This window comes from Deinococcus sp. (assembly GCF_018260405.1).
Lineage (GTDB): Bacteria > Deinococcota > Deinococci > Deinococcales > Deinococcaceae > Deinococcus.
Map to the genome: position 1 here is coordinate 1 of NZ_JAGLBG010000027.1, position 18,991 is coordinate 18,991.

General features: G+C 62.7%; 19 protein-coding genes. 9 read left to right on the forward strand and 10 right to left on the reverse strand.

Translation table 11 applies throughout. The features are described 5' to 3' along the window. The 4 genes from QZ269_RS05185 to QZ269_RS05200 all read right to left on the reverse strand — a co-directional run. On the reverse strand, nucleotides 1–830 hold an 830-nt coding region (locus tag QZ269_RS05185), incomplete at its 3' end, for a GAF domain-containing protein (RefSeq protein ID WP_291424999.1). A gap of 78 nt (nucleotides 831–908) precedes the next feature. Further along, complete coding sequence (locus QZ269_RS05190; RefSeq protein WP_291425001.1) at nucleotides 909–1,586, reverse strand: response regulator transcription factor; 678 nt, start codon at nucleotides 1,584–1,586, stop codon at nucleotides 909–911. A 170-nt stretch (nucleotides 1,587–1,756) separates the two neighbouring features. Beyond that, nucleotides 1,757–2,812, reverse strand: coding sequence for a type III polyketide synthase (locus tag QZ269_RS05195; RefSeq protein WP_291425003.1), 1,056 nt, complete (start codon nucleotides 2,810–2,812; stop codon nucleotides 1,757–1,759). A 190-nt stretch (nucleotides 2,813–3,002) separates the two neighbouring features. After that, a complete protein-coding gene (locus tag QZ269_RS05200) occupies nucleotides 3,003–3,155 on the reverse strand; it encodes a hypothetical protein (RefSeq protein ID WP_291425005.1) in 153 nt (50 codons plus the stop codon). Nucleotides 3,156–3,188: 33 nt separating this feature from the next. Between QZ269_RS05200 and QZ269_RS05205 the strand changes: the two genes are divergently transcribed. Continuing rightward, nucleotides 3,189–3,452, forward strand: coding sequence for an acylphosphatase (locus QZ269_RS05205; protein WP_291425007.1), 264 nt, complete (start codon nucleotides 3,189–3,191; stop codon nucleotides 3,450–3,452). Nucleotides 3,453–3,700: 248 nt separating this feature from the next. Here QZ269_RS05205 and QZ269_RS05210 read toward each other — a convergent pair whose 3' ends face one another. Further along, nucleotides 3,701–4,606 (reverse strand): hypothetical protein, encoded by a 906-nt coding sequence (locus QZ269_RS05210; RefSeq protein WP_291425009.1) that lies wholly within the window; start codon nucleotides 4,604–4,606, stop codon nucleotides 3,701–3,703. 290 nt (nucleotides 4,607–4,896) lie between these two features. Here QZ269_RS05210 and glgB point away from each other — a divergent pair, with 290 nt between their 5' ends. The 4 genes from glgB (at nucleotide 4,897) to QZ269_RS05230 (ending at nucleotide 8,341) form a co-directional block, all read left to right on the forward strand. Beyond that, nucleotides 4,897–6,792: a 1,4-alpha-glucan branching protein GlgB gene (glgB, locus tag QZ269_RS05215; RefSeq protein ID WP_291425011.1), complete on the forward strand. Its 1,896-nt coding sequence runs from the start codon at nucleotides 4,897–4,899 to the stop codon at nucleotides 6,790–6,792. Between the two features lie 65 nt (nucleotides 6,793–6,857). Further along, the gene (locus QZ269_RS05220) at nucleotides 6,858–7,109 is read left to right on the forward strand and encodes a hypothetical protein (RefSeq protein WP_291425013.1); all 252 of its coding nucleotides are present in this window, start codon (nucleotides 6,858–6,860) and stop codon (nucleotides 7,107–7,109) included. Between the two features lie 105 nt (nucleotides 7,110–7,214). Further along, on the forward strand, nucleotides 7,215–8,039 hold the full coding sequence (locus QZ269_RS05225) for a type 1 glutamine amidotransferase domain-containing protein (protein WP_291425015.1): 825 nt from the start codon (nucleotides 7,215–7,217) through the stop codon (nucleotides 8,037–8,039). Beyond that, nucleotides 8,036–8,341, forward strand: coding sequence for a putative quinol monooxygenase (locus QZ269_RS05230; RefSeq protein WP_291425017.1), 306 nt, complete (start codon nucleotides 8,036–8,038; stop codon nucleotides 8,339–8,341). The genes QZ269_RS05225 and QZ269_RS05230 overlap by 4 nt, the downstream gene beginning before the upstream one ends. Nucleotides 8,342–8,673: 332 nt before the next feature. Here the strand turns inward: QZ269_RS05230 and QZ269_RS05235 are convergent, their stop codons facing one another. The 4 genes from QZ269_RS05235 to QZ269_RS05250 all read right to left on the reverse strand — a co-directional run bounded on the left by QZ269_RS05235 (nucleotide 8,674) and on the right by QZ269_RS05250 (nucleotide 12,670). Continuing rightward, nucleotides 8,674–8,991 carry a YciI family protein gene (locus QZ269_RS05235; RefSeq protein ID WP_291425019.1) on the reverse strand — a complete coding sequence of 106 codons (318 nt, stop codon included), beginning with the start codon at nucleotides 8,989–8,991 and terminating at the stop codon, nucleotides 8,674–8,676. A gap of 275 nt (nucleotides 8,992–9,266) precedes the next feature. Further along, complete coding sequence (locus QZ269_RS05240) at nucleotides 9,267–9,968, reverse strand: DUF4388 domain-containing protein (protein WP_291425021.1); 702 nt, start codon at nucleotides 9,966–9,968, stop codon at nucleotides 9,267–9,269. Between the two features lie 267 nt (nucleotides 9,969–10,235). Beyond that, nucleotides 10,236–11,801, reverse strand: coding sequence for an NAD(P)H-hydrate dehydratase (locus QZ269_RS05245; RefSeq protein ID WP_291425023.1), 1,566 nt, complete (start codon nucleotides 11,799–11,801; stop codon nucleotides 10,236–10,238). Further along, the gene (locus tag QZ269_RS05250) at nucleotides 11,801–12,670 is read right to left on the reverse strand and encodes a tetratricopeptide repeat protein (RefSeq protein ID WP_291425025.1); all 870 of its coding nucleotides are present in this window, start codon (nucleotides 12,668–12,670) and stop codon (nucleotides 11,801–11,803) included. The genes QZ269_RS05245 and QZ269_RS05250 overlap by 1 nt, the downstream gene beginning before the upstream one ends. A gap of 66 nt (nucleotides 12,671–12,736) precedes the next feature. Between QZ269_RS05250 and rsmA the strand changes: the two genes are divergently transcribed. The 3 genes from rsmA to QZ269_RS05265 all read left to right on the forward strand — a co-directional run bounded on the left by rsmA (nucleotide 12,737) and on the right by QZ269_RS05265 (nucleotide 15,224). Next, entirely contained in the window at nucleotides 12,737–13,582 is an 846-nt protein-coding gene (rsmA, locus tag QZ269_RS05255; RefSeq protein ID WP_291425027.1) for a 16S rRNA (adenine(1518)-N(6)/adenine(1519)-N(6))-dimethyltransferase RsmA, read from the forward strand. A 112-nt stretch (nucleotides 13,583–13,694) separates the two neighbouring features. Then, a complete protein-coding gene (locus tag QZ269_RS05260) occupies nucleotides 13,695–14,627 on the forward strand; it encodes a carbohydrate kinase family protein (RefSeq protein ID WP_291425029.1) in 933 nt (310 codons plus the stop codon). 165 nt (nucleotides 14,628–14,792) lie between these two features. After that, on the forward strand, nucleotides 14,793–15,224 hold the full coding sequence (locus QZ269_RS05265; RefSeq protein ID WP_291425031.1) for a hypothetical protein: 432 nt from the start codon (nucleotides 14,793–14,795) through the stop codon (nucleotides 15,222–15,224). Between the two features lie 227 nt (nucleotides 15,225–15,451). Here QZ269_RS05265 and QZ269_RS05270 read toward each other — a convergent pair whose 3' ends face one another. Next, entirely contained in the window at nucleotides 15,452–16,444 is a 993-nt protein-coding gene (locus QZ269_RS05270; RefSeq protein ID WP_291425033.1) for an NADPH:quinone oxidoreductase family protein, read from the reverse strand. 159 nt (nucleotides 16,445–16,603) lie between these two features. On the opposite strand from QZ269_RS05270, the gene QZ269_RS05275 reads away from it, so the two are divergent. After that, nucleotides 16,604–18,721 carry a 3-hydroxyacyl-CoA dehydrogenase NAD-binding domain-containing protein gene (locus tag QZ269_RS05275; protein WP_291425035.1) on the forward strand — a complete coding sequence of 706 codons (2,118 nt, stop codon included), beginning with the start codon at nucleotides 16,604–16,606 and terminating at the stop codon, nucleotides 18,719–18,721. Nucleotides 18,722–18,991 lie beyond the last annotated feature (270 nt).

Consider the following 18,991-nt stretch of genomic DNA (forward strand, 5'->3'; position numbering starts at 1 on the left):
GCCAGCGCCAGCACCAGCCGGGCATCGTCGTCGGTGGTGGTGGCCCCCGGATTCAGGCTGTCCACGTACAGCAGCCCCAGCGCCCGCCCACGCGCACTCAGCGGCGCGATCACGGCGGCTTCCGGGTTCAGTTCGGCCAAGCCCTGCGACAGCGCCGAACCCGCGTCGCGTGCCCGCTCGAAACGGATCGCCTCGCCCCGGCGCACCAGTTTCTCGAAACTGACCGGCCCCACGCCGATGCCGCCCGTAAAGTTCTCGTCGAAGCCGTGGGTAAAGACCTCGCCCGTTCTGGCCTGCCCCGCGCCCAGTTCCGACTCGCCAAATTCACTGAACAGTGCGACAAAAGCCCGCCCGAAGCCCAGGCTCATGGCCGCGCTCTCGGCCGTTTTGGTCAGCACCTCGGCCAGATCGAGGCTGCCGCCCAGCCGCCGCACCAGCGCCTCGACCGTCTGGGCGATGCGGCCCGACCCCCGGCGGGCTTCCCGCGCCTGCACGCCTTCGAGCGCCAGACCCAGCAGCGGGGCCAGTTCGCAGACCTGTTGCACGGCTTCCGGCGAGGCCCCCACGAACTCCAGCACCGCGCCGCCGATCGGCACGGCGCTGAGCATCCCCTCTGACACCGCCGAGCCGCCCGCCAGCGCCCGCAGCGCCAATGCCCCGTCGCTGAGGCCCAGGCCCCGGCCTTCTTGGGCAGTGACCGTCAGTGGCCCGTCACCCGCCAGCCAGAACTGGACGCCGTGCGCCCCGCTTTGTTCGCACGCCAGCTTGACCAGGGCCGCGCCGAACTGCTGCACGGTGCTGGCGCTGGTCAGGGTGGGGGAGAAGAGCATCAGGGAAGTGGTGACAAGGAAGTGGGAAGGGGTGAGGGTAGGTGGGCCGCGCACCGTTCACGACTCAGCCCGTCTTGCTTACAGGGTTTTGGGGTCAATCCAGCCGCGCTTGATGCCGTGGAGTACCGCTTCGGTGCGGCTGCCCACGCCCAGCTTCGAGAAGATGTTGGCGAGGTGAACCTGCACGGTACGTGGGCTGATGTCGAGGTCACGGGCGATTTCCTTGTTGGTGTGCCCGGTGGCGGCCACTCGCAGCACTTCCAATTCGCGGTTGCTCAGCTCGTCCTCGGGCGGCGAGGGCTGGCTGCCCACGCTGAAGCGTTCGAGGACCTTGCGGGCAATGCTGGGGTGCAGCGCACTCTCGCCCCCCGCCACCGCCCGCACCGCGCCCAGCAGATCGTCCTCGCTGGCGTTTTTCAGCAGGTAGCCCGCTGCCCCGGCTTCCAGCAGCGCGAACACGTAGGCGTCGTCGTCGTAGCTGGTCAGCACCAGCACGCCCACGCCAGGTTGCTCGGCCTTGATGGCCCTGGTCGCCTCGATTCCGTTCATGCCGGGCATCGACACATCCATCAGAATGACTTGGGGCCGCAGCGCCCGCGCCTGAGCAATGGCTTCCTCGCCGCTACCTGCCTCGCCAACCACCTTCAGGTCGCTCTCGCCTTCGAGCAGTTCGCGGGTACCCTTGCGAACCACCGGATGGTCGTCTACCAGCAGCAGGGAAATGGTCTGGGGCAGTGCGGTATCGGCATCGAGCATGGAGACAAGATAGCGGGCCGGGGGAAAGCGTTAGGGTTGGTGTGGTGGCCGTCTGGACGGCTTGCTACCGTTAACCCCTCTGCTGGGCAACTCTCCGGGTGTCTCCGGATACGCTTGCGCCAGCCACTGGGCGGGTGGTCAACCAAACAGATGGCAGGCTGTGTTACCCATTACCCTGGAAACCGCCCTAGCAGATGCTCTGCACTAAACCCTGGCCCCATTGCACTGAGCAGAACCTTCCCCGGTTCCGGCTCCCGTTTCAGTGTCTCCTGTAGCACGAACAGCACCGTTGCGCTGCTCATGTTCCCGTACTCGCGCAGAACCTGACGGCTGGTGTCCAGCGTTCCAGCAGGCAGGTTCAGACTTTCCTCGTAGGCCGCCAGCACCTTGACCCCGCCGGGATGCACCACATATTCCCCCAGGTCGCCCGCGTCCCAGCCATACTTTGCCAGCGCCTCGGCCACGTTTGCGCGCATCATTGAGCGCACCAGCGTGGGAATGTCACGCGAAAAGCGCACCTTCAGGCCGTCGTCGACCACGTCCCAACCCATGATGTCTTCACTGTCCTCGATCAGGGTGCTGTACGCGCCGCAGAGTTCCAGTAGGGGAGCCGGGCCGGGCACGTCGGGGGCCGTGACCACCAGGGCCGCGCCGCCGTCGGCAAAAAGGGCAGCGCCCACGAAGTTGCTCTTGCTCTCGTCGCCCGCGACCAGCGTCAGGCTGCACAGTTCCACGGCCACGTACAGCACCCGCCGGTAACCGGCCCGCACCAGATCGGCGGCGCGGGCCAGGCCCCCTACACCCCCCGCGCAGCCCAGGCCCCACAGCGGCAGCCGGGCGGCGTGGCGGTTAAGGCCCAGCGTCTCGATCAGGTAGGCGTCCAGACTCGGGGCGCTGATACCGGTGGTGTTGACCACGATCACGGCGTTGATCTCGGACGGCCTCAGCTGCGCCGCCTCTATCGCTTCGCGGGCCAGCCGCAGCGTCAGGGCGCGGGCTTCTTCTACAAACACCGCGTTCTTTTCGCCGAAGCTATGGGGCGCGGTGTACCACTCAAGCGGGCGCGAGAGGGCGCGGCGCTCGATCTGGGCGTTGGTGAATACGTCCAGCAGTTGCCGCCGGGCCGCTAGGCGCGGAAAAAGCCGGGTCGCCGCCTCACTGACGGCAGTTTGAGACGCCGAGTACGGGGGCGTGCCCGTCACTACGGAGCGGAGTACAGGATTCACCGTTCAATTGTGGACGCCTGAACCCGGCGAACTGTGCTGCCCGCCTGATTTGACCTTCAGGCAGCCTTAGCCTTTGGCGGTGGGCGCCGGGTGACACTAGGCAGTGACCTTGTGGCCCCCACTGCAAGCCCCTCTGCAAGTCCCACAAGGGGAGAGGCTAAAAGCCCACCGAACCCTTAAAAACACGCTCTTACCCGAAGACCCGCGCCGGGTTGTTCACCGTCATCTGTTCAATTTGCTCCTGGCTGATGCCCCGGCGCTGCAACTCGGGCAAAATGTCATCGCTGAGGTGCAGTGGATGCCAGTCCTTCACGGCGGGCAGCGCGGCCCTGTGCCTGCCCACCCTCTCCTGTACCGAGCCGTTACCATGTAATCCATGCGTCTGACTGCCCTTGTTTCCGGAACCGTGCAGGGCGTGGGCTACCGCCTGTGGGTTCAGCGGTATGCCCGCGACCTCGATCTGGTTGGCTACGCCGAGAACCTTCTCGATGGGCGGGTCGAGGTCGTGGCCGAAGGACAGCAGGCCGACCTTGACCGGCTGCTGCACTGGCTGCGGCGCGGCCCGCCCCACGCCCGTGTAACCGATGTGCAGACCCAGTACAGCGAGGCGACGGGCATCACCGGCTTTCATATCTATTAGACCACTTGCAAAAGTAGGGGTCGGGCCGCCCCGAATCCCCGCTTTCGCCGAGCAGGGCGTGTAGGAGCCAACCTATGACCAGCTCAATCGGTGTCGGGTGGAATCTGAATGATAAGAGGCGCAGTATCGCTAGCAACTGCACGACCTCAGTGCTCTCGGGCCTCCATTGCCCCCAAAGGACAGCACTAACTAACCGCCTCATCAATAGTTGATCGCCGATCAAGTTGAGGGAGTGTTGCAATAAATCGTCACTTTTTCAGCCGCTTTACTGCCGGAACAATTTCTTTGTCAAACCAGCCGTCAAGATGATCTACCCAGATATGATTACCGGGAAACTCCCAGATCAGAAGTTTGGGTGGATTGAGTTTATAGGAATCGCTGTTAAGGTATGTAGAGAGTGGTTGCCAAATACCACCGCCACCAATTCCTACAGAGATAACCTCGTGATGCAGGCTGGCCTGGAGTGCTTCCGGCAAGGTCGTAAAGGATTGGGAATAACTTGTTCCCACCAGGGCTATCCCAATTTTGTGTGTGTCATCCAGCAGGCTGTCTGTTGCTGGGACTTTTAATTCATAAACATACTTTCTATAGGGGGCTGGCTTAAGTTCTGGATTCTGTGCGCGAATTCCTAAATCTCCTAGATTGGTCTCTTGAACTGATGTTCGGCTGTATTCGACTGTAGGCAAATCAGAGAGATCAATTTGACGTCTCAAAATGTCTTTTTTAATCTCATCTACAATAATCAATGTGCCATCTGGTGTCCAATGGGTGTCTTGCAGATGATATAAGTTGACACTAGGTGAAGCTTTCCTGGCCTTGATAAGAGGAGTTGCGAAATCCGGAGCATCTACACCACTGCTCTGTAATTGGTTAATAAATTTGCTATATCGCCTAGAAAATAATTCTGTTGCTCTTGGTAATTTATCTGCGTAGATGCGCGACTTTTCTGGTGCTACGAGTACAATAATTTTTGTTCCCGTCTTTTCAACCAGCTTGACGGCCTGCACAATGTCTTTAACAGTATCTCTTCCTATAGTATCGTGCTTATCTTCAACAAAGAAAAGCCAGCCATCCTTGCCATAGATAACGTCACTTGGTGCGGCAGAGGCTAGACTGGCGCACATCATGGATAGGGTAAATAAAAATCTGTTCATTAAAATAATATATAATAAGTACTCGCCGGGTAGAGATTATATTATATTGCACCTCTAGGTAGCTGGCGGGTGATGTTTGCATCATTGCCCCGAGTGGAACGAGTGAAAAAGAAAGAGCAGGACGTAGAGTGCAGGGGGCGGCGGTGTTTTTCCGACATGCCCATCATTCGGAGAACGGCTCTAAAGCAGACCGCTTGGTCTCCACTGTTGTGCCCATTCCCTAGGCGGCCTGAAGGTTAGGTTTGCACACTCCCCGGTTACCGGGGCAGCAGGGCCGCTAGACTTCCGCCATGTCCTTTCTTCTCCCACTGGATCACGACCACCTTCAAAAACTGGCGTCCGCTGACCTCGTGCGCCCCGATCAGCTGCTGGGCGCACATCCCACCACCGAGAACGGTGTTTCCGGGGTGCGTTTCGCGGTTTGGGCACCGAACGCCCAGCATGTCAGTGTGGTGGGCGATTTCAACGGTTGGAACGGCTTTGAGCACCCGATGCAGCGCCTCGAGTTCGGCTTCTGGGGGGCTTTCGTGCCCGCCGCGCACCATGGGCAGCGTTACAAGTACCGCGTGTCGGGCGCGGATGGCCGCACAGTCGACAAGAGCGACCCCTACGGCAGCTTTTTCGAGACCCGCCCGGCAACTTCCAGCATCGTGTGGGAACAAGATTATGCCTGGACGGACGACCACTGGATGCAGGCGCGTTCGCAGGGCTTCGAGCAGCCCGTGAGCGTCTATGAGTGTCATGCCCCTAGCTGGCGCAAACGCGATGACGGCTGGTTCCTCAACTACCGCGATTTTGCCCACCAGCTGGGCGAGTACGTGACCGAACTGGGGTACACCCACGTCGAGCTGATGGGCGTTATGGAACACCCCTTCGACGGCTCGTGGGGCTATCAGGTTACGGGCTATTACGCGCCGACCAGCCGCATGGGCAGCCCCGAGGACTTCAAGTACCTGGTCGATCACCTGCACTCGCTGGGCATCGGCATCATTCTGGACTGGGTACCAGGGCACTTTCCCACCGACGAATTTGCGCTGGCCCGCTTCGACGGCACGGCGCTGTACGAGTACGCCGACCCGCGCAAGGGCTTTCATTACGACTGGAACACCTACATCTTTGACTATGGCCGCAACGAGGTCATAATGTTTCTGATCGGCTCAGCCCTCAAGTGGCTTCAGGATTTTCATGTGGACGGCCTGCGCGTGGACGCGGTGGCTTCGATGCTGTACCTCGACTTTTCACGCACCGACTGGGTGCCCAACATTCACGGCGGGCGCGAGAACCTCGAAGCCATCGCCTTTATCAAGCGCCTGAACGAGGTCGTTCACCACATGGTCCCCGGCTGCACCATCGTGGCGGAGGAGAGCACTGCGTTTCCGGGCGTTACCACGCCGACGCCTTTTGGTCTGGGCTTCGACTACAAGTGGGCCATGGGCTGGATGAACGACATGCTGGCCTACTTCAAGGCCGACCCGATCTACCGCAAGTACGAGCATCACAAGGTCACCTTCTACAACGTGTACCGCACCACCGAGAACTACGTGCTGGCCCTCAGCCACGACGAGGTGGTGCATGGCAAGCATTCGCTGGTGTCCAAGACGCCTGGCGACTGGTATCAGCAGCGGGCCACCTACCGCGCGTTCCTGGCCCTGATGTGGACGACTCCCGGCAAGAAACTGCTGTTCATGGGCCAGGAATTCGCGCAGGGCAACGAGTGGAACGAAAACGAGGGCCTGCCCTGGTACATGCTCGACAACCCCGACCACCGGGGAGTGTTCAACCTCGTGCGCGACCTGAACGCGCTGTACCGGTCGCGCTCCGACTGGCACGTGGGCGACAATCGTGAGGACGGCCTTCTCTGGATCAGCGCCGACGATAGCGAGAGCAGCGTGTATGCCTATGTGCGCCGCGACTACCGCACCAACAGCTGGAGCCTGATCGTGGCGAACATGACCCCGGTGTACCGCCGGGACTACCCCATCGGTGTGCCCCAGGGCGGCGAATACCGCGTGTTGCTGAACACCGACGACGGCCAGTACGGTGGCTTTGGCACGCAGCAGCCCCCGCTGTTCGCTGCTGAAGAAGGTTGCCACGGCCAGACCCATCACCTCAAACTGAACCTGCCGCCCAACAGCGTCTTGGTGTTCGAAGCGGTGCAGGAAGTGGTGGTTAGCGAAGAAAGATGACTGGCCCCGGAAAGAGAGCTGGCCCCGCGACTGAACCCGAATCCGGGCTGCCGCCACCGGGAGGCATGCCCGACCTCCTGACCATGCTTAGTTTCGCGCTGCTGGCTGTGCTGGCGCTGCTTTTGCTGTGGCCGCTGCTTGCCGGGGGCCACGCGCCCAATCCTTATCTGGTCGGTGGGCTGTTGCTGCTGCGCCTCGGCGTGCAGATTCTCCGGGCGCAGCGCGATGAAAAGCTCAAGCGTCCGGCCAGCTGGGCGCTCGATTTCCTGCTGATCGGGCTGATTTTCTATACCGCCAGCAACCAGCCGCCGGGCTGAGGCTGGGGCTTAACCTCCGCATCTGCACTTAGTGTTTCTAATGACTCGGCTTATATTGTGTCCCTGCGCCACTTTTCCTGTGGCCGGGGCCATTAGGTTTGGGCCATGACTTCACCCACTTCGACTTCACCCAATTCCAGGCCTGCTGGCCGCATTCTGGTCGTCATGTCGAGTGAGAGGCTGTTGCCCCTTCAGGGCGGCAAGATGCATCCGACGGGCTATTTTCTGAACGAATTCGGCGTGCCTGCCAAGCGCCTCGTGGACGCGGGCTACGAACTGGTTTTGGCAACGCCTCGGGGCAACATTCCCGCGCTGGACGCCAGCAGTGACCATGAAATGTTTTTCAAGGACAAGGCCGAGCACGAGCAGATCAAGGAGTTCGTGAACCACTTTCTGACCACTGCCCGCATCCAGACCACCCAGGACGCGGCCAAAGCTGGAATGGCCGGGTATGACGCCCTGTTCTTGCCGGGCGGCCACGCGCCGATGATCGATCTGATGAGTGACCCCGGACTGGGCCAGCTGCTTGCCGAGTGCCATGCCACGGCCAAACCCACCGCGCTGATCTGCCACGCGCCGACTGCGCTGCTGGCGGCTCAGGCCGATGCCCAGGGTTACCAGAAAGCTGTTGAGGCTGGTGAAAAACCAGCGGCCCGCGCCTTTGTCTATGACGGCTACCGCGCCACCGTATACTCCAACGCCGAGGAAACCATGACGGAAAAGACCTTCGAGGCCAAGGAACTCTATTATCCCGCCGACGCCCTGACGCAGGCTGGGTTAAAAATTGAGAATGGCACACCGATGAAGTCCTTCGTGGTCAGGGACCGTGAGCTGCTGACCGGGCAAAACCCTTTCAGTGACAGCGACTTTGTCGAGCAACTGCTGGAAATGCTGGGCCGCCAGGGTGCCGAGACCCGGAGCCAAGCATGAGTCCGCTTAGCGTTCATGCCATTCTGACGCCGCACGCCGACAAGGTGGCGCAGACCGAGGCTGAACTCCGTAAGGTGGTGCAGGGTTCGCGCCAGGAACCCGGCAACCTGCGTTATGACCTCAGCCGTGAGGACAGTCCAGCAGGCATCCGTTTTCACATCAGCGAGCGCTACCGCGACGAGGCTGCCGTAGAAGCCCACCGCGCCACCGCGCACTACCAGGCCTACCGCGCTGCGGCCCCCGACCTGCTGAGCCGTGCGCCGGAAGTCAGCGTTCTGGAAGAAATTGACGTTGTAGGTTAAAGCCCTGAGGCTCAGCGGGCAGACGTGGTCACTCTACATGTCTGCCCGCTGCCTGTTCCGCCTGTTACGAACTGCGGATTGAACCGGGCCGTTTTGGACTCAATGCTAGCGGAGGCCAAGAGGAAAAATACGGGTTTCGCGGTAATCAGCAGGTAACGACCCAGCACGATGAAAACGGCAAAAAACTGCCTCTGTGTCAGTCTATGTAAGTTTGCATAGAAATCCAGGCTAAAAATATGTCCAAAACATCACACGGCCAGTACGCCGACTATAACCCTGCTGCGATTTACTCTCTGATCCCCCCAACGCGCTGAGTAGTTGCCTTCGCACACTCATTCGACCAGTGGCACGCCTTCCAGGTCAAGCATCCTGCCACGCTTCACAGGTGTAAAAGCCGTGTACCTGTACTCCGAGCAGCCCTGCTTCACGAAAGGGTCGTCCCTGAAAATATCCCGGAGTTGCTGCTCACTCCCAGCCTGCGCCACGATCACGCCGCCGCTGCCGTCTGCCTTACGCCCGGAAGTCAGAAAGACGCCACTGATGTAGTGCTGGTCAAGCCAGGCGCGGTGCAGCGGTGTTACGGCAGCCAGCTCGTCGCCGGACTTCAGGTAGGTGCTTTCGATGATCCAGAGGGTCAGAGTGTGTGTCATAACACCTGCATTATCGCTAAGTACAACCAAGTTACCGTGTAGGGATAACCCAAACACCAGGCTATCCCTATACTCACACTTGGCACTCACACTTGGCCGCACCTTTTCCCATACTCGCTCTGCGGCGCAGCTCTACGAGTCCGCTCGGTTGGTCTTTAGGCAAACTTGGTTGTATCTAATAGCCAGCTGAATCAGAGCATTTGGCATAACACCCCACCTTCAGTACCGGACAACCTGGGCTTAATCACGTCTGGAACCTTTCCGTTGGTCGGCCCTCAGGTGAAGCGTTTTTCCCAGACCAGATCGCGCAGAACCCAGCCGCTGCCCTGAAACCGCAGCCCCTGACCCAGCGCCAGCAGCAGGTAATCGCGCACTTCATCTATGTCGTGGCCTGCCGACACGATCTCGCCCAGGTTCAGCTGTCCGTCGATCAGTGCGCCGACCGGGTGCTGTTCGGCCAGGTGCGGGTCGGGTTGTAGCAGTAGGCTAAACCAGGCGTAGCGGTTGAGCGGTTGCAGCTCCCGGCTGCGGACGACTTGGGATACGAACTGCGCGACTTCCAGCAGCGGGCGGTTGGACATGCGGGCGGCGGCGCGAATGCTGCGGCCTCCGAGTTCATTGAACAGCGGCACCTTGCCGGTAAACAGGCGGCTGGGGCTAACGATATACGCGCACGCCTCTTCCCACTCGTCGCCGACCCGTGCCCACTCGGTTATAAAGTGTTCGTAGGGGCCAAGCGGCGTTCCGGCAACTTCCCTGGGCACAAATTCAAAGTGTCCCCGGCTGGACAGAATCGGGCAGCACTGCAAAGCCTCGGTCCCCAGCCAGTCGAGAATGCCGCCAGCAACGATCTCACCCTGCCGGAACGCCACCGTATACGGCACCTCTCCCTCGACTTCCAGTACACCAGTCTGACGTGAAGTATGAATCAGCTCCAGCACACCGAGAAGGGGAAGGTCTGAGAGAAGTCCCTGCATGAATACCAGCAGTCTATTTCATCTGCGTGGTCAGAACCAAACGCCTTCATCGGGTAGGGCCAGGGGTGCTCGTCAGCAGTTGGGCTAGAAAGCCCACATTGTTTGTGGCTTTTTAGGCCGAGTAGAGCGAGTAAGTGTTAATCGTCAGCGCTCAATTCCGCCCGCAATCGGGGAGCGGTCAGGCCCCATCCTGGGTGCCGCCCTGACCAAGAGGGCACCGCCTGTACCGCCTCGCCTCTACCCGAATTGAATCCAACATGGCCCGGTTCAATCGGAATCCGTATTCCATCCAGAACGTGCAGGCCGCAGGTTTTGCCAGGCTTTGCCCAGGGCGTGGCTGACATCACTGGCGATCAGGCCATAGCCGTGGGTTGCCCCCGCGATTTCACCGGCCTGGGCATGCAAGGTCACGCCCGCAAGCGCGGCTGCTGAGGCGCCGAGGCCCTGCCCCAGCAGCGAGGCCAGCAGACCGCTGAGGGTGTCTCCCATGCCCGCTGTCGCCATGCCCGGATGTCCGCCCCGGCTGACCCAGTTGTGTTCCGGCGTAGCAATGGTGCTCGGGGCGCCCTTGAGCACCACCACGCCCCCGAAGCGCCGCTGCAACGCCCTGGCCGCGCTGATGGGGTCGCGCGTGATGTTCGCCGTGGTGGTTTCCAGCAGCCGGGCCGCCTCGCCGGGGTGCGGGGTCCAGATGCAAGCGGCGTGACCCGCGCCCGCCAGTCCGGGTTGCAGGGCGTCGGCGTCAAGCACCGTGGGGCGCTGCCAGGCCAGGATTTCCCGCGCGACCCGTTCGGCATCCGGTCCCAGGCCCATGCCGACGCACAGCGCGTCCGGGCGTTGCTGCTCGGACACTTCGCCCAGGGCGGTCAGCAGGTCGGGGTGCTGGCGGATCATCAGTTCGGGAGTGATGAGGGGCACTTCTGTTTGCGAATGGACCGAGACCAGCCCCGACCCGGCCCGCAGCGCGGCCAGCCCGGCCAGTGCCGCCGCGCCTGCGGTGCTGGGATGCCCGCCAATGACCCAGACGTGCCCGGCGGTTCCTTTGTGGACGTCGGCGAAGCGCCCAGGCAGCAGCGCGGCAATATCGGCCAGCGCCGGACGGGTGGCGAGCGCCTCGGCTGCGGCCCAGCCTGGGGGCAGGCGCAGCGCGGCCAGCTCAACCTGTCCGGCGTGGTGGGCGGCGGGGCCGAACAGCAGGGCCGTTTTCAGGCCGCTGAACGTGACTGTGAGCTGCGCCGTGATGACCTCGCCCGGCACCTCAAGTGGCCCCTCAACGGATAGTGCGGCGCTCTGGGCGGCTAAACCCGTCGGTAGATCAAGCGCTACGACCGGTTGCTGGGCGGCGTTGAGTAATCTCACCACCTCGGCCAGTGCCGGGCGCAGCGGCGGCGTAAACCCGGTGCCCAACAGGCCGTCGACCACCACCTGTGCGGTTCGCAGTTCGCGCCGCAGGTTGGCCGGATTCAGTGCAAGAGGAGCCAGCCCCACCGCCCGCAGCCGCTGGCGGTTAAGTCTGTTCAGCGGGTGTCCGGCAGGCTGGGCCAGCACCTGCGCCGTGCGCCCCAGGGCCAGCAGATGCCGGGCCGCCACCAGCGCGTCGCCCCCGTTGGCCCCGCTTCCGGCCAGCAGCAGCACTGGCCCCTGCGGAAAGTGGCGCTGCACAGCGTCGGCGGCGGCCCGGCCCGCTTCCTCCATCGCCGGGTCAAGCAGTTTGGCGCGTTCCAGCCGCACGTCCAGTGCCCTGATTCCTTGCGGTGTCAGCACGGCTTCTGCCTGTGCTCCGGCCCGTAATGGCTCGGTGCTCAGGGGTTCGGTGCCCAGTGTCCCGGCCATCAGTGCCCGCGCCCCAGCAGATAAATCAGGACAAAAATACCGGCCAGCACGCCCAGAACGATATTGCGTGTCCGGCGGATTCTGGGGTCGGTTCGCAACTGTTCGCGCACCTCTTCACGGGCTTCTTCCTGACTTCGGCGCACGCTGAGGCGCTGGGCCTTGCGAATTGAGCTGACCGACTGGTGCAGTTTGCCCTGTCGCCGCAACGCCACCCCCAGGTTGTGGTGCACGCCCTCGTAGTCGGGGGCCAGTTTCAGCACCTCGCGGAACTGGGCCTCGGCCTGCGCGGGGTCGCCGTTTTCCAGGGCCAGATTGCCCAGGTTCATGCGGGCGCGGTAGTGGACGGGGTCGTGTTCGACGGCCCTTTCAAAGTGGTCGCGGGCTGGTTGCCGATGGCCTTGCAGCGCCTCTAGCACGCCCTGAAGGTTCAGCGCTTCAGCGCGTATCAGCGCGTGCTGGGCGGCCCCGAGGCGTTCGGCCAAAGCCTGCGCCTCCGGTTCGTCGCTGGCGGCTTCCAGGGCCTCCAGGCCCTCACGCAACTGTTCGGGGGCCGCCAGCGAGCGCAGCAGGGCCGCGTCGCCTGCCGAGTGTGCGTCCAGGTCGCTCAGGTGCCCGGTATAGGAGGTCAATGCCCGCCGCGCCGCAGCGTAACGGCGGCCCCGGACCTCTTCCTGCACCGTGCTGACCGAACTGACCGCCCCGACCAGCGCGGGATCAAGGTGGGCGAGCGAGGCTGCGGCCTGTGCCCGTCGCCAGTCGTGCTGCCGGGCAAAAGTAGACCAATCGGGTAGCGTTCCCAGTAAGTCCCCCGGCGAAGTCGTGTCAGGCGAACTCACGGCGGGCTGCGCCTCAGCCACAGAATCGGTCATGTGAGCAGTATACTGACGCGCCCTGAGAGCCGTTTGACTTTTGGCTCCCAGGCCCGGAGCCTTCCCGTGACCAATGCCGCCCCCCAACTGCCCCCTTTGTACTCGCCCGCGCGGGTCCGCGAACTGCTGGACCGCCACGGTCTGCGCCCCACCAAAAGCCTCGGACAGAATTTTCTGATTGACGGCAACATTCTGCGGGCTATCGCCGAGGCGGGCGGCGCGGGGCTGGGCGTGCCCGTGCTGGAAGTCGGGCCGGGCCTGGGCGTCTTGACCCGCGAGATCGCCTCGCGCGGCGCGGTGGTCACGGCGCTGGAAAAAGACGAACGCCTCAGGCCCGTGCTGGCCGAGACGCTGGGCGACACCGAGGCGCAGATCATCTGGGGCGACGCGCTCGATTTCGATTATTCCACGCTGCCCGCCGGAACCCGCGTGATCGCCAACCTGCCCTACTACATCACCGGGGTGTTGCTGTCGCGCTTTATGACGGCTCCGGGGATCGTATCGGCCACCGTGCTGGTGCAAAAGGAAGTCGGGCAGCGGCTGGCCGCCCGGCCCGGTCAGGACGCCTACGGCTTTTTAAGTGCGCTGGCTGCCATGTACGGCACCGTCAAGCATGTGCGCGACGTTCCTAAAGGGGCCTTCCTGCCCGCCCCTGACGTGACCAGCAGCGTTATCCGGCTCGATTTCGACCGTACCCGTCCCCTGCCCGACCCGCGCGTGATTGCCTTTATCGACGCTGCCCTGCACCACCGCCGCAAGACCCTGCGGAACAATCTGCGGCTGGCCGGGCACCAGGGCGAAGCCATCGACGCGGCGCTCTCCGAAGTCGGCCTACGTCCTGATGTGCGGGCCGAAGACGTACCACTAGACGAATTGGTTCATGTGGCGCACATTCTGAACGTGGTACGGTAGAGCCGTATTACCCAGCTATTTTTCTACTGACTCCCTGTCCAGATAGCGTACCTATTGGTCTGCCGCTCGCTTACCGCTACCTGAAGAGTTACCACGCCCCGGAGGAATTCCCGTGAAGTTCTACGTCATTGGCGACGTTACTGTTGACCACCTTTACTACCTTGAGCACTTCCCGACCCCTGGCAGTGAGATTACGCCGACCCGCTTGAACATGCAGCCTGGCGGGGCAGGCGGCACTATCAGCGTGACGCTGGCCCGCCTCGGGCACACCGTGACGCTGGCCGCCCGCGTGGGCAACGATCCTTTTGCCGATTACGCGCTGGCCCAGGTGCGTGAAAGCGGGGTCAGTGAAACTGCCATTCAGCGCGACCCGGACCACCTGACCAGCACCATCATGGTGATGCAGACGGCGGGCGGTGAACGCGCCATGATCAGCGACGGGGCGGTTAACCGTCTGCTGGACCCCAGCAAGCTAAAGAAAAAGGACATCGAAACGGCGGACGCGGTGATTATCAGCGCCTATAGCCTCACGGAAGGTTCGCAGCGCGACTATTCTCTCAGGGCCATCGAGGCGGCGAAAGGCGCCAAAAAAACCGTACCAGTGTTTATCGACCTCGGCACGGGGGCCGTGAACAAGGTCGGCACCCGGCTGGTGCGGGACGTGATCGGGGCCGATTACCTGACCCTCAACCAGCATGAGCTGCTGGCCCTGACCGGAACGCGCAGCCTCAGCGCGGCGCTGACGCAACTGGGCAAAGCCGGGGCGCAGCGCGTGATCGTCAAGGTCGGCAAGATGGGCAGTGTGGTCTGGACGCGTGAAGAAACCGAACTTGTCGACGCCGTTCCCCCCGAAAAACCGGTCGTGGACAGCACCGGGGCGGGCGACACCTTTACGGCGGCTTTTGCCCACGCCATTTTGAACGGCCAGGCGCTGGCCCAGGCCGCCCGCTCGGCCAACGCTGCCGGGGCACTCGCCTCGACCACCGTGGGAGCGCAAAGCCGCGAAATTACCGCCGCCGACCTTGAAAAAGCCCTGAAGCAGTAAATTCACGGTTTCTTCATGTTAAATTAAAGTGGAAGTCGTCCCTAGGGGCGATTTTTTGCTTGATCCCGTCTCCCGTCGGCTGTTGAGGGGGCGGCGCAGATTGCCTGCAATTGCTGCATTTGACCGCTCGTTCAGCTGGCGGGCCGATCATGTTAGGCTGTAGCCATGGCTTCGCTGTACACGATTCTTCTGGCCCTGCATAACATCAACCGCTGGCTGGTTCTGCTCACGGGGATATGGGCCGTGGTGCAGAACATCTCGGTTATGGGCGGGGGCCGTCCGTTCACGCCGTCCGAGCGCCGCCCGGTGGCGACCTTCGTAGGCACGCTGCACCTGCAAGTGGTGCTGGGGCTGGGGCTGTACGCCCTGATGGGTATGCAGCACATGACGGTATTTCCCGGCGTGCGCCCCAGCTTCGGCCTGGAGCACATGGGAATGGGCCTGCTGGCGGCTATTTTCGCCACGGTGGGCAGTATCCAGAGCCGCAAGGCCGCCACCGAGCAGGCTAAAGGCCGCGCCGCCGTGATCTGGTGCGGGCTGGCGCTGCTCATCTTGCTGGCCGCGATTCCGTGGTTCCGCCGCCTGTTGCCGTTCTAAAGTCAAAAGCGGGGGCCACGCGCCGTGGGGGTTTTGTTCCCGCCGCGCCTGACCCCTGAGCTGTGCGCCTAAGTGCGGCCAAGTTGCCGTGTAGGAATGACCCAAACACCAGGCTATCCCTATACTCACACTGGGCACTCACACTGGGCCGCACCTTTTCCCATACTCGCTCTGCGGCGCAGCTCTACGAGTCCGCTCGGTTTGTCTTTAAGCAAACTTGGTTGTACCTAGCGCTGCGGCTCGACAATCACCTTGCCGGTCGTCTTGCGGTCGAGGATGTCCTGGAACGCCTGGGCGCTGTCGGCTAGTGCATAGGTCGGCCCCACCTGCGGCGCCACCTTGCCACTGGCGATTAGTGGCGTTAGGCCCTGCGCGGCGGCCTGGGTCGCTGCGGCGTCTTGCATCAGGCTGGTGAGCCACAGCCCCGTCATGGTCAGGTTGCGCTTCATCAGTTCGACCGGGCGCATGGTCGCGTCCTCGCGGCTGGCGTTGCCGATCACGATGATGCGGCCCCGGTTGGCGGCCATTTGCAGACTCTCCTCAAAGCGTGTGCCGCCCACGACTTCCAGAATCAGCGCCGCGCCCTGGCCGCCCGTGGCGTCCTTGACCTTCTGAATCCGATCGGGGTCGTCTTGCAAGATGGTCACGTCGGCCCCAAGGTCACGCGCGATCCTAAGCTTTTCCTCGGTGCTGGCAAGCGCGACCACGTTCATGCCGAGCGCCTTGGCAAGCTGGATGCTGGAGGTGCCCAGCGCCCCGGCGGCGGCCTGCACAAGCACCCACTCGCCCGCCTCGCCGCGTCCGAGGGTTTTGAGGGCGTGGTAGGCGGTGAAAAACGACACCGGAAAAGCCGCCGCCTGCGCCGCACTGAACGTCTCGGGCACCGGTACAAGCGCGGCGGCGGGCGACACGGCGTACTGCGCCAGCCCTCCTTTACCCGCCAGGCACGCCACGAGTTGCCCGACCTTGAAGCCCTGCACGCCCTCACCGAGCGCGTCAATGGTTCCGGCAAACTCCATGCCCGGTGCGTACGGGTAGCGGGTGCGGGTCAGGTACTCGCCCGTAACGGTCAGCACGTCGGCAAAGTTAATGCCCACCGCCCCGACCTTCAGCCGCACTTCGCTGGGGCCGGGCTGCGGCACAGGGACCTCGCCCAGCGTCATGACTTCTTTCAGGGGGCCGCTGCGGGTCACTGCAAACTGCTTCATGGTGTCGGTCATGCCCCCCAGCATACCCGAGCGCCGCCGTCAGAGTGAACGCGCACGGACACAATGAACGTGGGCGTGTTTGACCACTCAGGCCAAATCGTGAAAACATGGCCGGGAAGAATCAATTCAGCCGTGTGACCGCTGCGGCGCACACGTCAAGGAGATATGAACATGAGCGAACCCACCACGAGCCAACCCGCTTCGCTGGTCAGTCAGAGCCGCCAGGGCAACGTCTTGGTACTGACTGTCAACAACCCGCCTGTCAATGCCTTCTCTCCGGGCGTGCCCGAGGGCTTTCACGCTGGCCTGGACGTGGCCGAGAAGGACAGCAGCGTCGCGGCAGTGGTTATTATCGGCGGCGGACGCACCTTTATCGCCGGGGCCGACATCAAGACCTTCGACATGCCGCGTGAACAGGCCCCTGACCTGCGCGGCTTCATCTCGCGCCTCGACCACTTTCCCAAGCCCGTCGTGGCCGCCATTCACGGCGCGGCGCTGGGCGGCGGTTTCGAGATCGCGCTGGCCTGCAACTACCGCGTGGCTGCGCCGGGGGCCAAAGTGGGGCTGCCGGAAGTCAAACTGGGCGTGCTGCCCGGTGCCGGGGGCACGCAGCGCCTGCCGCGCCTGATCGGGGTAGATAAGGCCCTGGTCATGATGCTAGGCGGCAACCCCATCGACGCCGCCGAAGCTGCCCGCCTGGGAATCGTGGACGAATTGATCGAGGGCGACCTGCTAGCCGGGGCGGTCAAGTTTGCCGCCAACCACGCCGACGCCCGCCCGCTGCCCCGCGTCAGTGAGCGCAAGGTCGAAAACGTCGACCCCAAGATGCTGATGGACATCCGCAACAACCTGAAAAACACCCACAAGGGTCAACTGGCCCCCGGCTACATCGTTGATCTCGCCGAAATCGCCAGCACCAAATCCTTTACCGACGGATGGGCCGCCGAGGCGCGGCTGTTCATGATGGCCAAGGACTCGCCGCAATCGCGCTCGCTACGCCACCTGTTTTTTGCCGACCGCGAACGCGCCAAGATTCCCGGCATCACCAGGGAAACTCCGGTGGGCCAGATCAAGTCCGTCGGCGTGATCGGCGCGGGCACCATGGGCGGCGGCATCGCCATGAACTTCCTGAACGTCGGTCTTCCCGTGACCATTGTGGAAACGCAGCAGGACGCACTTGACCGTGGCATAGCCACCATCCGCAAGAACTACGAGAACACTGCCAAGAAGGGCCGCATAACGCAGGACGACGTCGAAAAACGGATAGCCCTGCTGACCCCGACCCTCAGGATGGAAGACCTGAAGGACGCCGACCTGATCATCGAAGCCGTGTTCGAGAACATGGACGTCAAGAAGGACATCTTCGGCAAGCTCGACAAGGTTGCCAAGCCCGGCGCGATTCTGGCAAGCAATACCAGCACGCTCGACGTGAACGAGATCGCCGCTGTGACCAAGCGCCCCGAAAGCGTGATTGGGCTGCACTTTTTCAGCCCCGCCAACGTAATGAAGCTGCTGGAGATCGTGCGGGCCGACAAGACCAGTGAAACTGTGTTGGCGACCAGCCTCGACATGGCGAAGAAGATCGGCAAAGTCGGCGTGGTCGTGGGCGTATGCAACGGCTTTGTGGGCAACCGCATGTTGGTGCCTTACCGCGAGCAGGCGCAGTACATGGTGCTGCACGGCGCGAACCCGCAGGACGTGGACGCCGCCATGCACGCGCTCGGGATGCCCATGGGGCCGTTCGAGATGAGCGATATGGCAGGCCTAGACATCGGCTACGCCAGCCGCCGCGAGGCTGCCAAGAAAGCCGGAACTGCCCCCGAATCCGACTGGAGCGACAAGCTGGTCGAAATGGGCCGCAAGGGTCAGAAGACGCAGGGCGGCATCTACGACTACCCCGATGGCCGCAAGCCCGTGCCCTCGCCTGTGACCGAGAAGATGATCAGCGACTACCGCGCTGAGAAGGGCGTGACGCCGCGCAAATTCGGGCAGGAAGAAGCCACCAAGCGCCTCGCGTACGGCCTGATGAACGAGGGCGCGAAGATTCTGGAAGAAGGCATCGCGCTGCGCTCGAGTGACATTGACGTGATCTATGTCAACGGCTACGGCTTCCCGGCCTATCGCGGTGGCCCCATGCAGTACGCCAGCGAACAGGGCCTAAAGAACGTGGTAAAAGACCTCGAAAGCTACGGCGTAACGCCCGCGCCGCTGCTCAAGAAACTGGCCGAGGAGGGCAAGACCTTCGCGCAGTACGACGCCGAGCGGGCTAAGGCGAACAAGTCGATTTAGAGCAGTTCTCCGAATGATGGGCAGGTCGGAACAACACCGCCGCCCTCCTTCATTCTACGTCCAGCTCTTTGTTGTTCACTCGTTCCACTCGGCAAAAAGATGGTCGAAAGAGCGCCATCTTTTTGCAAAATGCTCTAAGCAAGACCAGCAGGTCGGCGGGCCGTTTCCTCTGGGGGGCGGCCTGCTCACCTCCTATGAACTCTGCTCTATGAACTCTGCTCAATTCTGCCCGCAGCTTTGCGAGTTCACAGCGCAAAATCCGCGACCATC

Bases quoted from the DNA above. Each gene is read 5' to 3' on its own strand.
- QZ269_RS05205 (WP_291425007.1), top strand. From the start codon at position 3,189: ATGCGTCTGACTGCCCTTGTTTCCGGAACCGTGCAGGGCGTGGGCTAC.
- QZ269_RS05250 (WP_291425025.1), bottom strand. From the start codon at position 12,670: ATGACCGATTCTGTGGCTGAGGCGCAGCCCGCCGTGAGTTCGCCTGAC.
- QZ269_RS05270 (WP_291425033.1), bottom strand. From the start codon at position 16,444: ATGACCGACACCATGAAGCAGTTTGCAGTGACCCGCAGCGGCCCCCTG.
- QZ269_RS05240 (WP_291425021.1), bottom strand. From the start codon at position 9,968: ATGCAGGGACTTCTCTCAGACCTTCCCCTTCTCGGTGTGCTGGAGCTG.
- QZ269_RS05220 (WP_291425013.1), top strand. From the start codon at position 6,858: ATGCCCGACCTCCTGACCATGCTTAGTTTCGCGCTGCTGGCTGTGCTG.
- QZ269_RS05275 (WP_291425035.1), top strand. From the start codon at position 16,604: ATGAGCGAACCCACCACGAGCCAACCCGCTTCGCTGGTCAGTCAGAGC.
- glgB (WP_291425011.1), top strand. From the start codon at position 4,897: ATGTCCTTTCTTCTCCCACTGGATCACGACCACCTTCAAAAACTGGCG.
- QZ269_RS05245 (WP_291425023.1), bottom strand. From the start codon at position 11,801: ATGGCCGGGACACTGGGCACCGAACCCCTGAGCACCGAGCCATTACGG.
- QZ269_RS05265 (WP_291425031.1), top strand. From the start codon at position 14,793: ATGGCTTCGCTGTACACGATTCTTCTGGCCCTGCATAACATCAACCGC.
- QZ269_RS05190 (WP_291425001.1), bottom strand. From the start codon at position 1,586: ATGCTCGATGCCGATACCGCACTGCCCCAGACCATTTCCCTGCTGCTG.
- QZ269_RS05235 (WP_291425019.1), bottom strand. From the start codon at position 8,991: ATGACACACACTCTGACCCTCTGGATCATCGAAAGCACCTACCTGAAG.
- QZ269_RS05230 (WP_291425017.1), top strand. From the start codon at position 8,036: ATGAGTCCGCTTAGCGTTCATGCCATTCTGACGCCGCACGCCGACAAG.
- QZ269_RS05210 (WP_291425009.1), bottom strand. From the start codon at position 4,606: ATGAACAGATTTTTATTTACCCTATCCATGATGTGCGCCAGTCTAGCC.
- QZ269_RS05225 (WP_291425015.1), top strand. From the start codon at position 7,215: ATGACTTCACCCACTTCGACTTCACCCAATTCCAGGCCTGCTGGCCGC.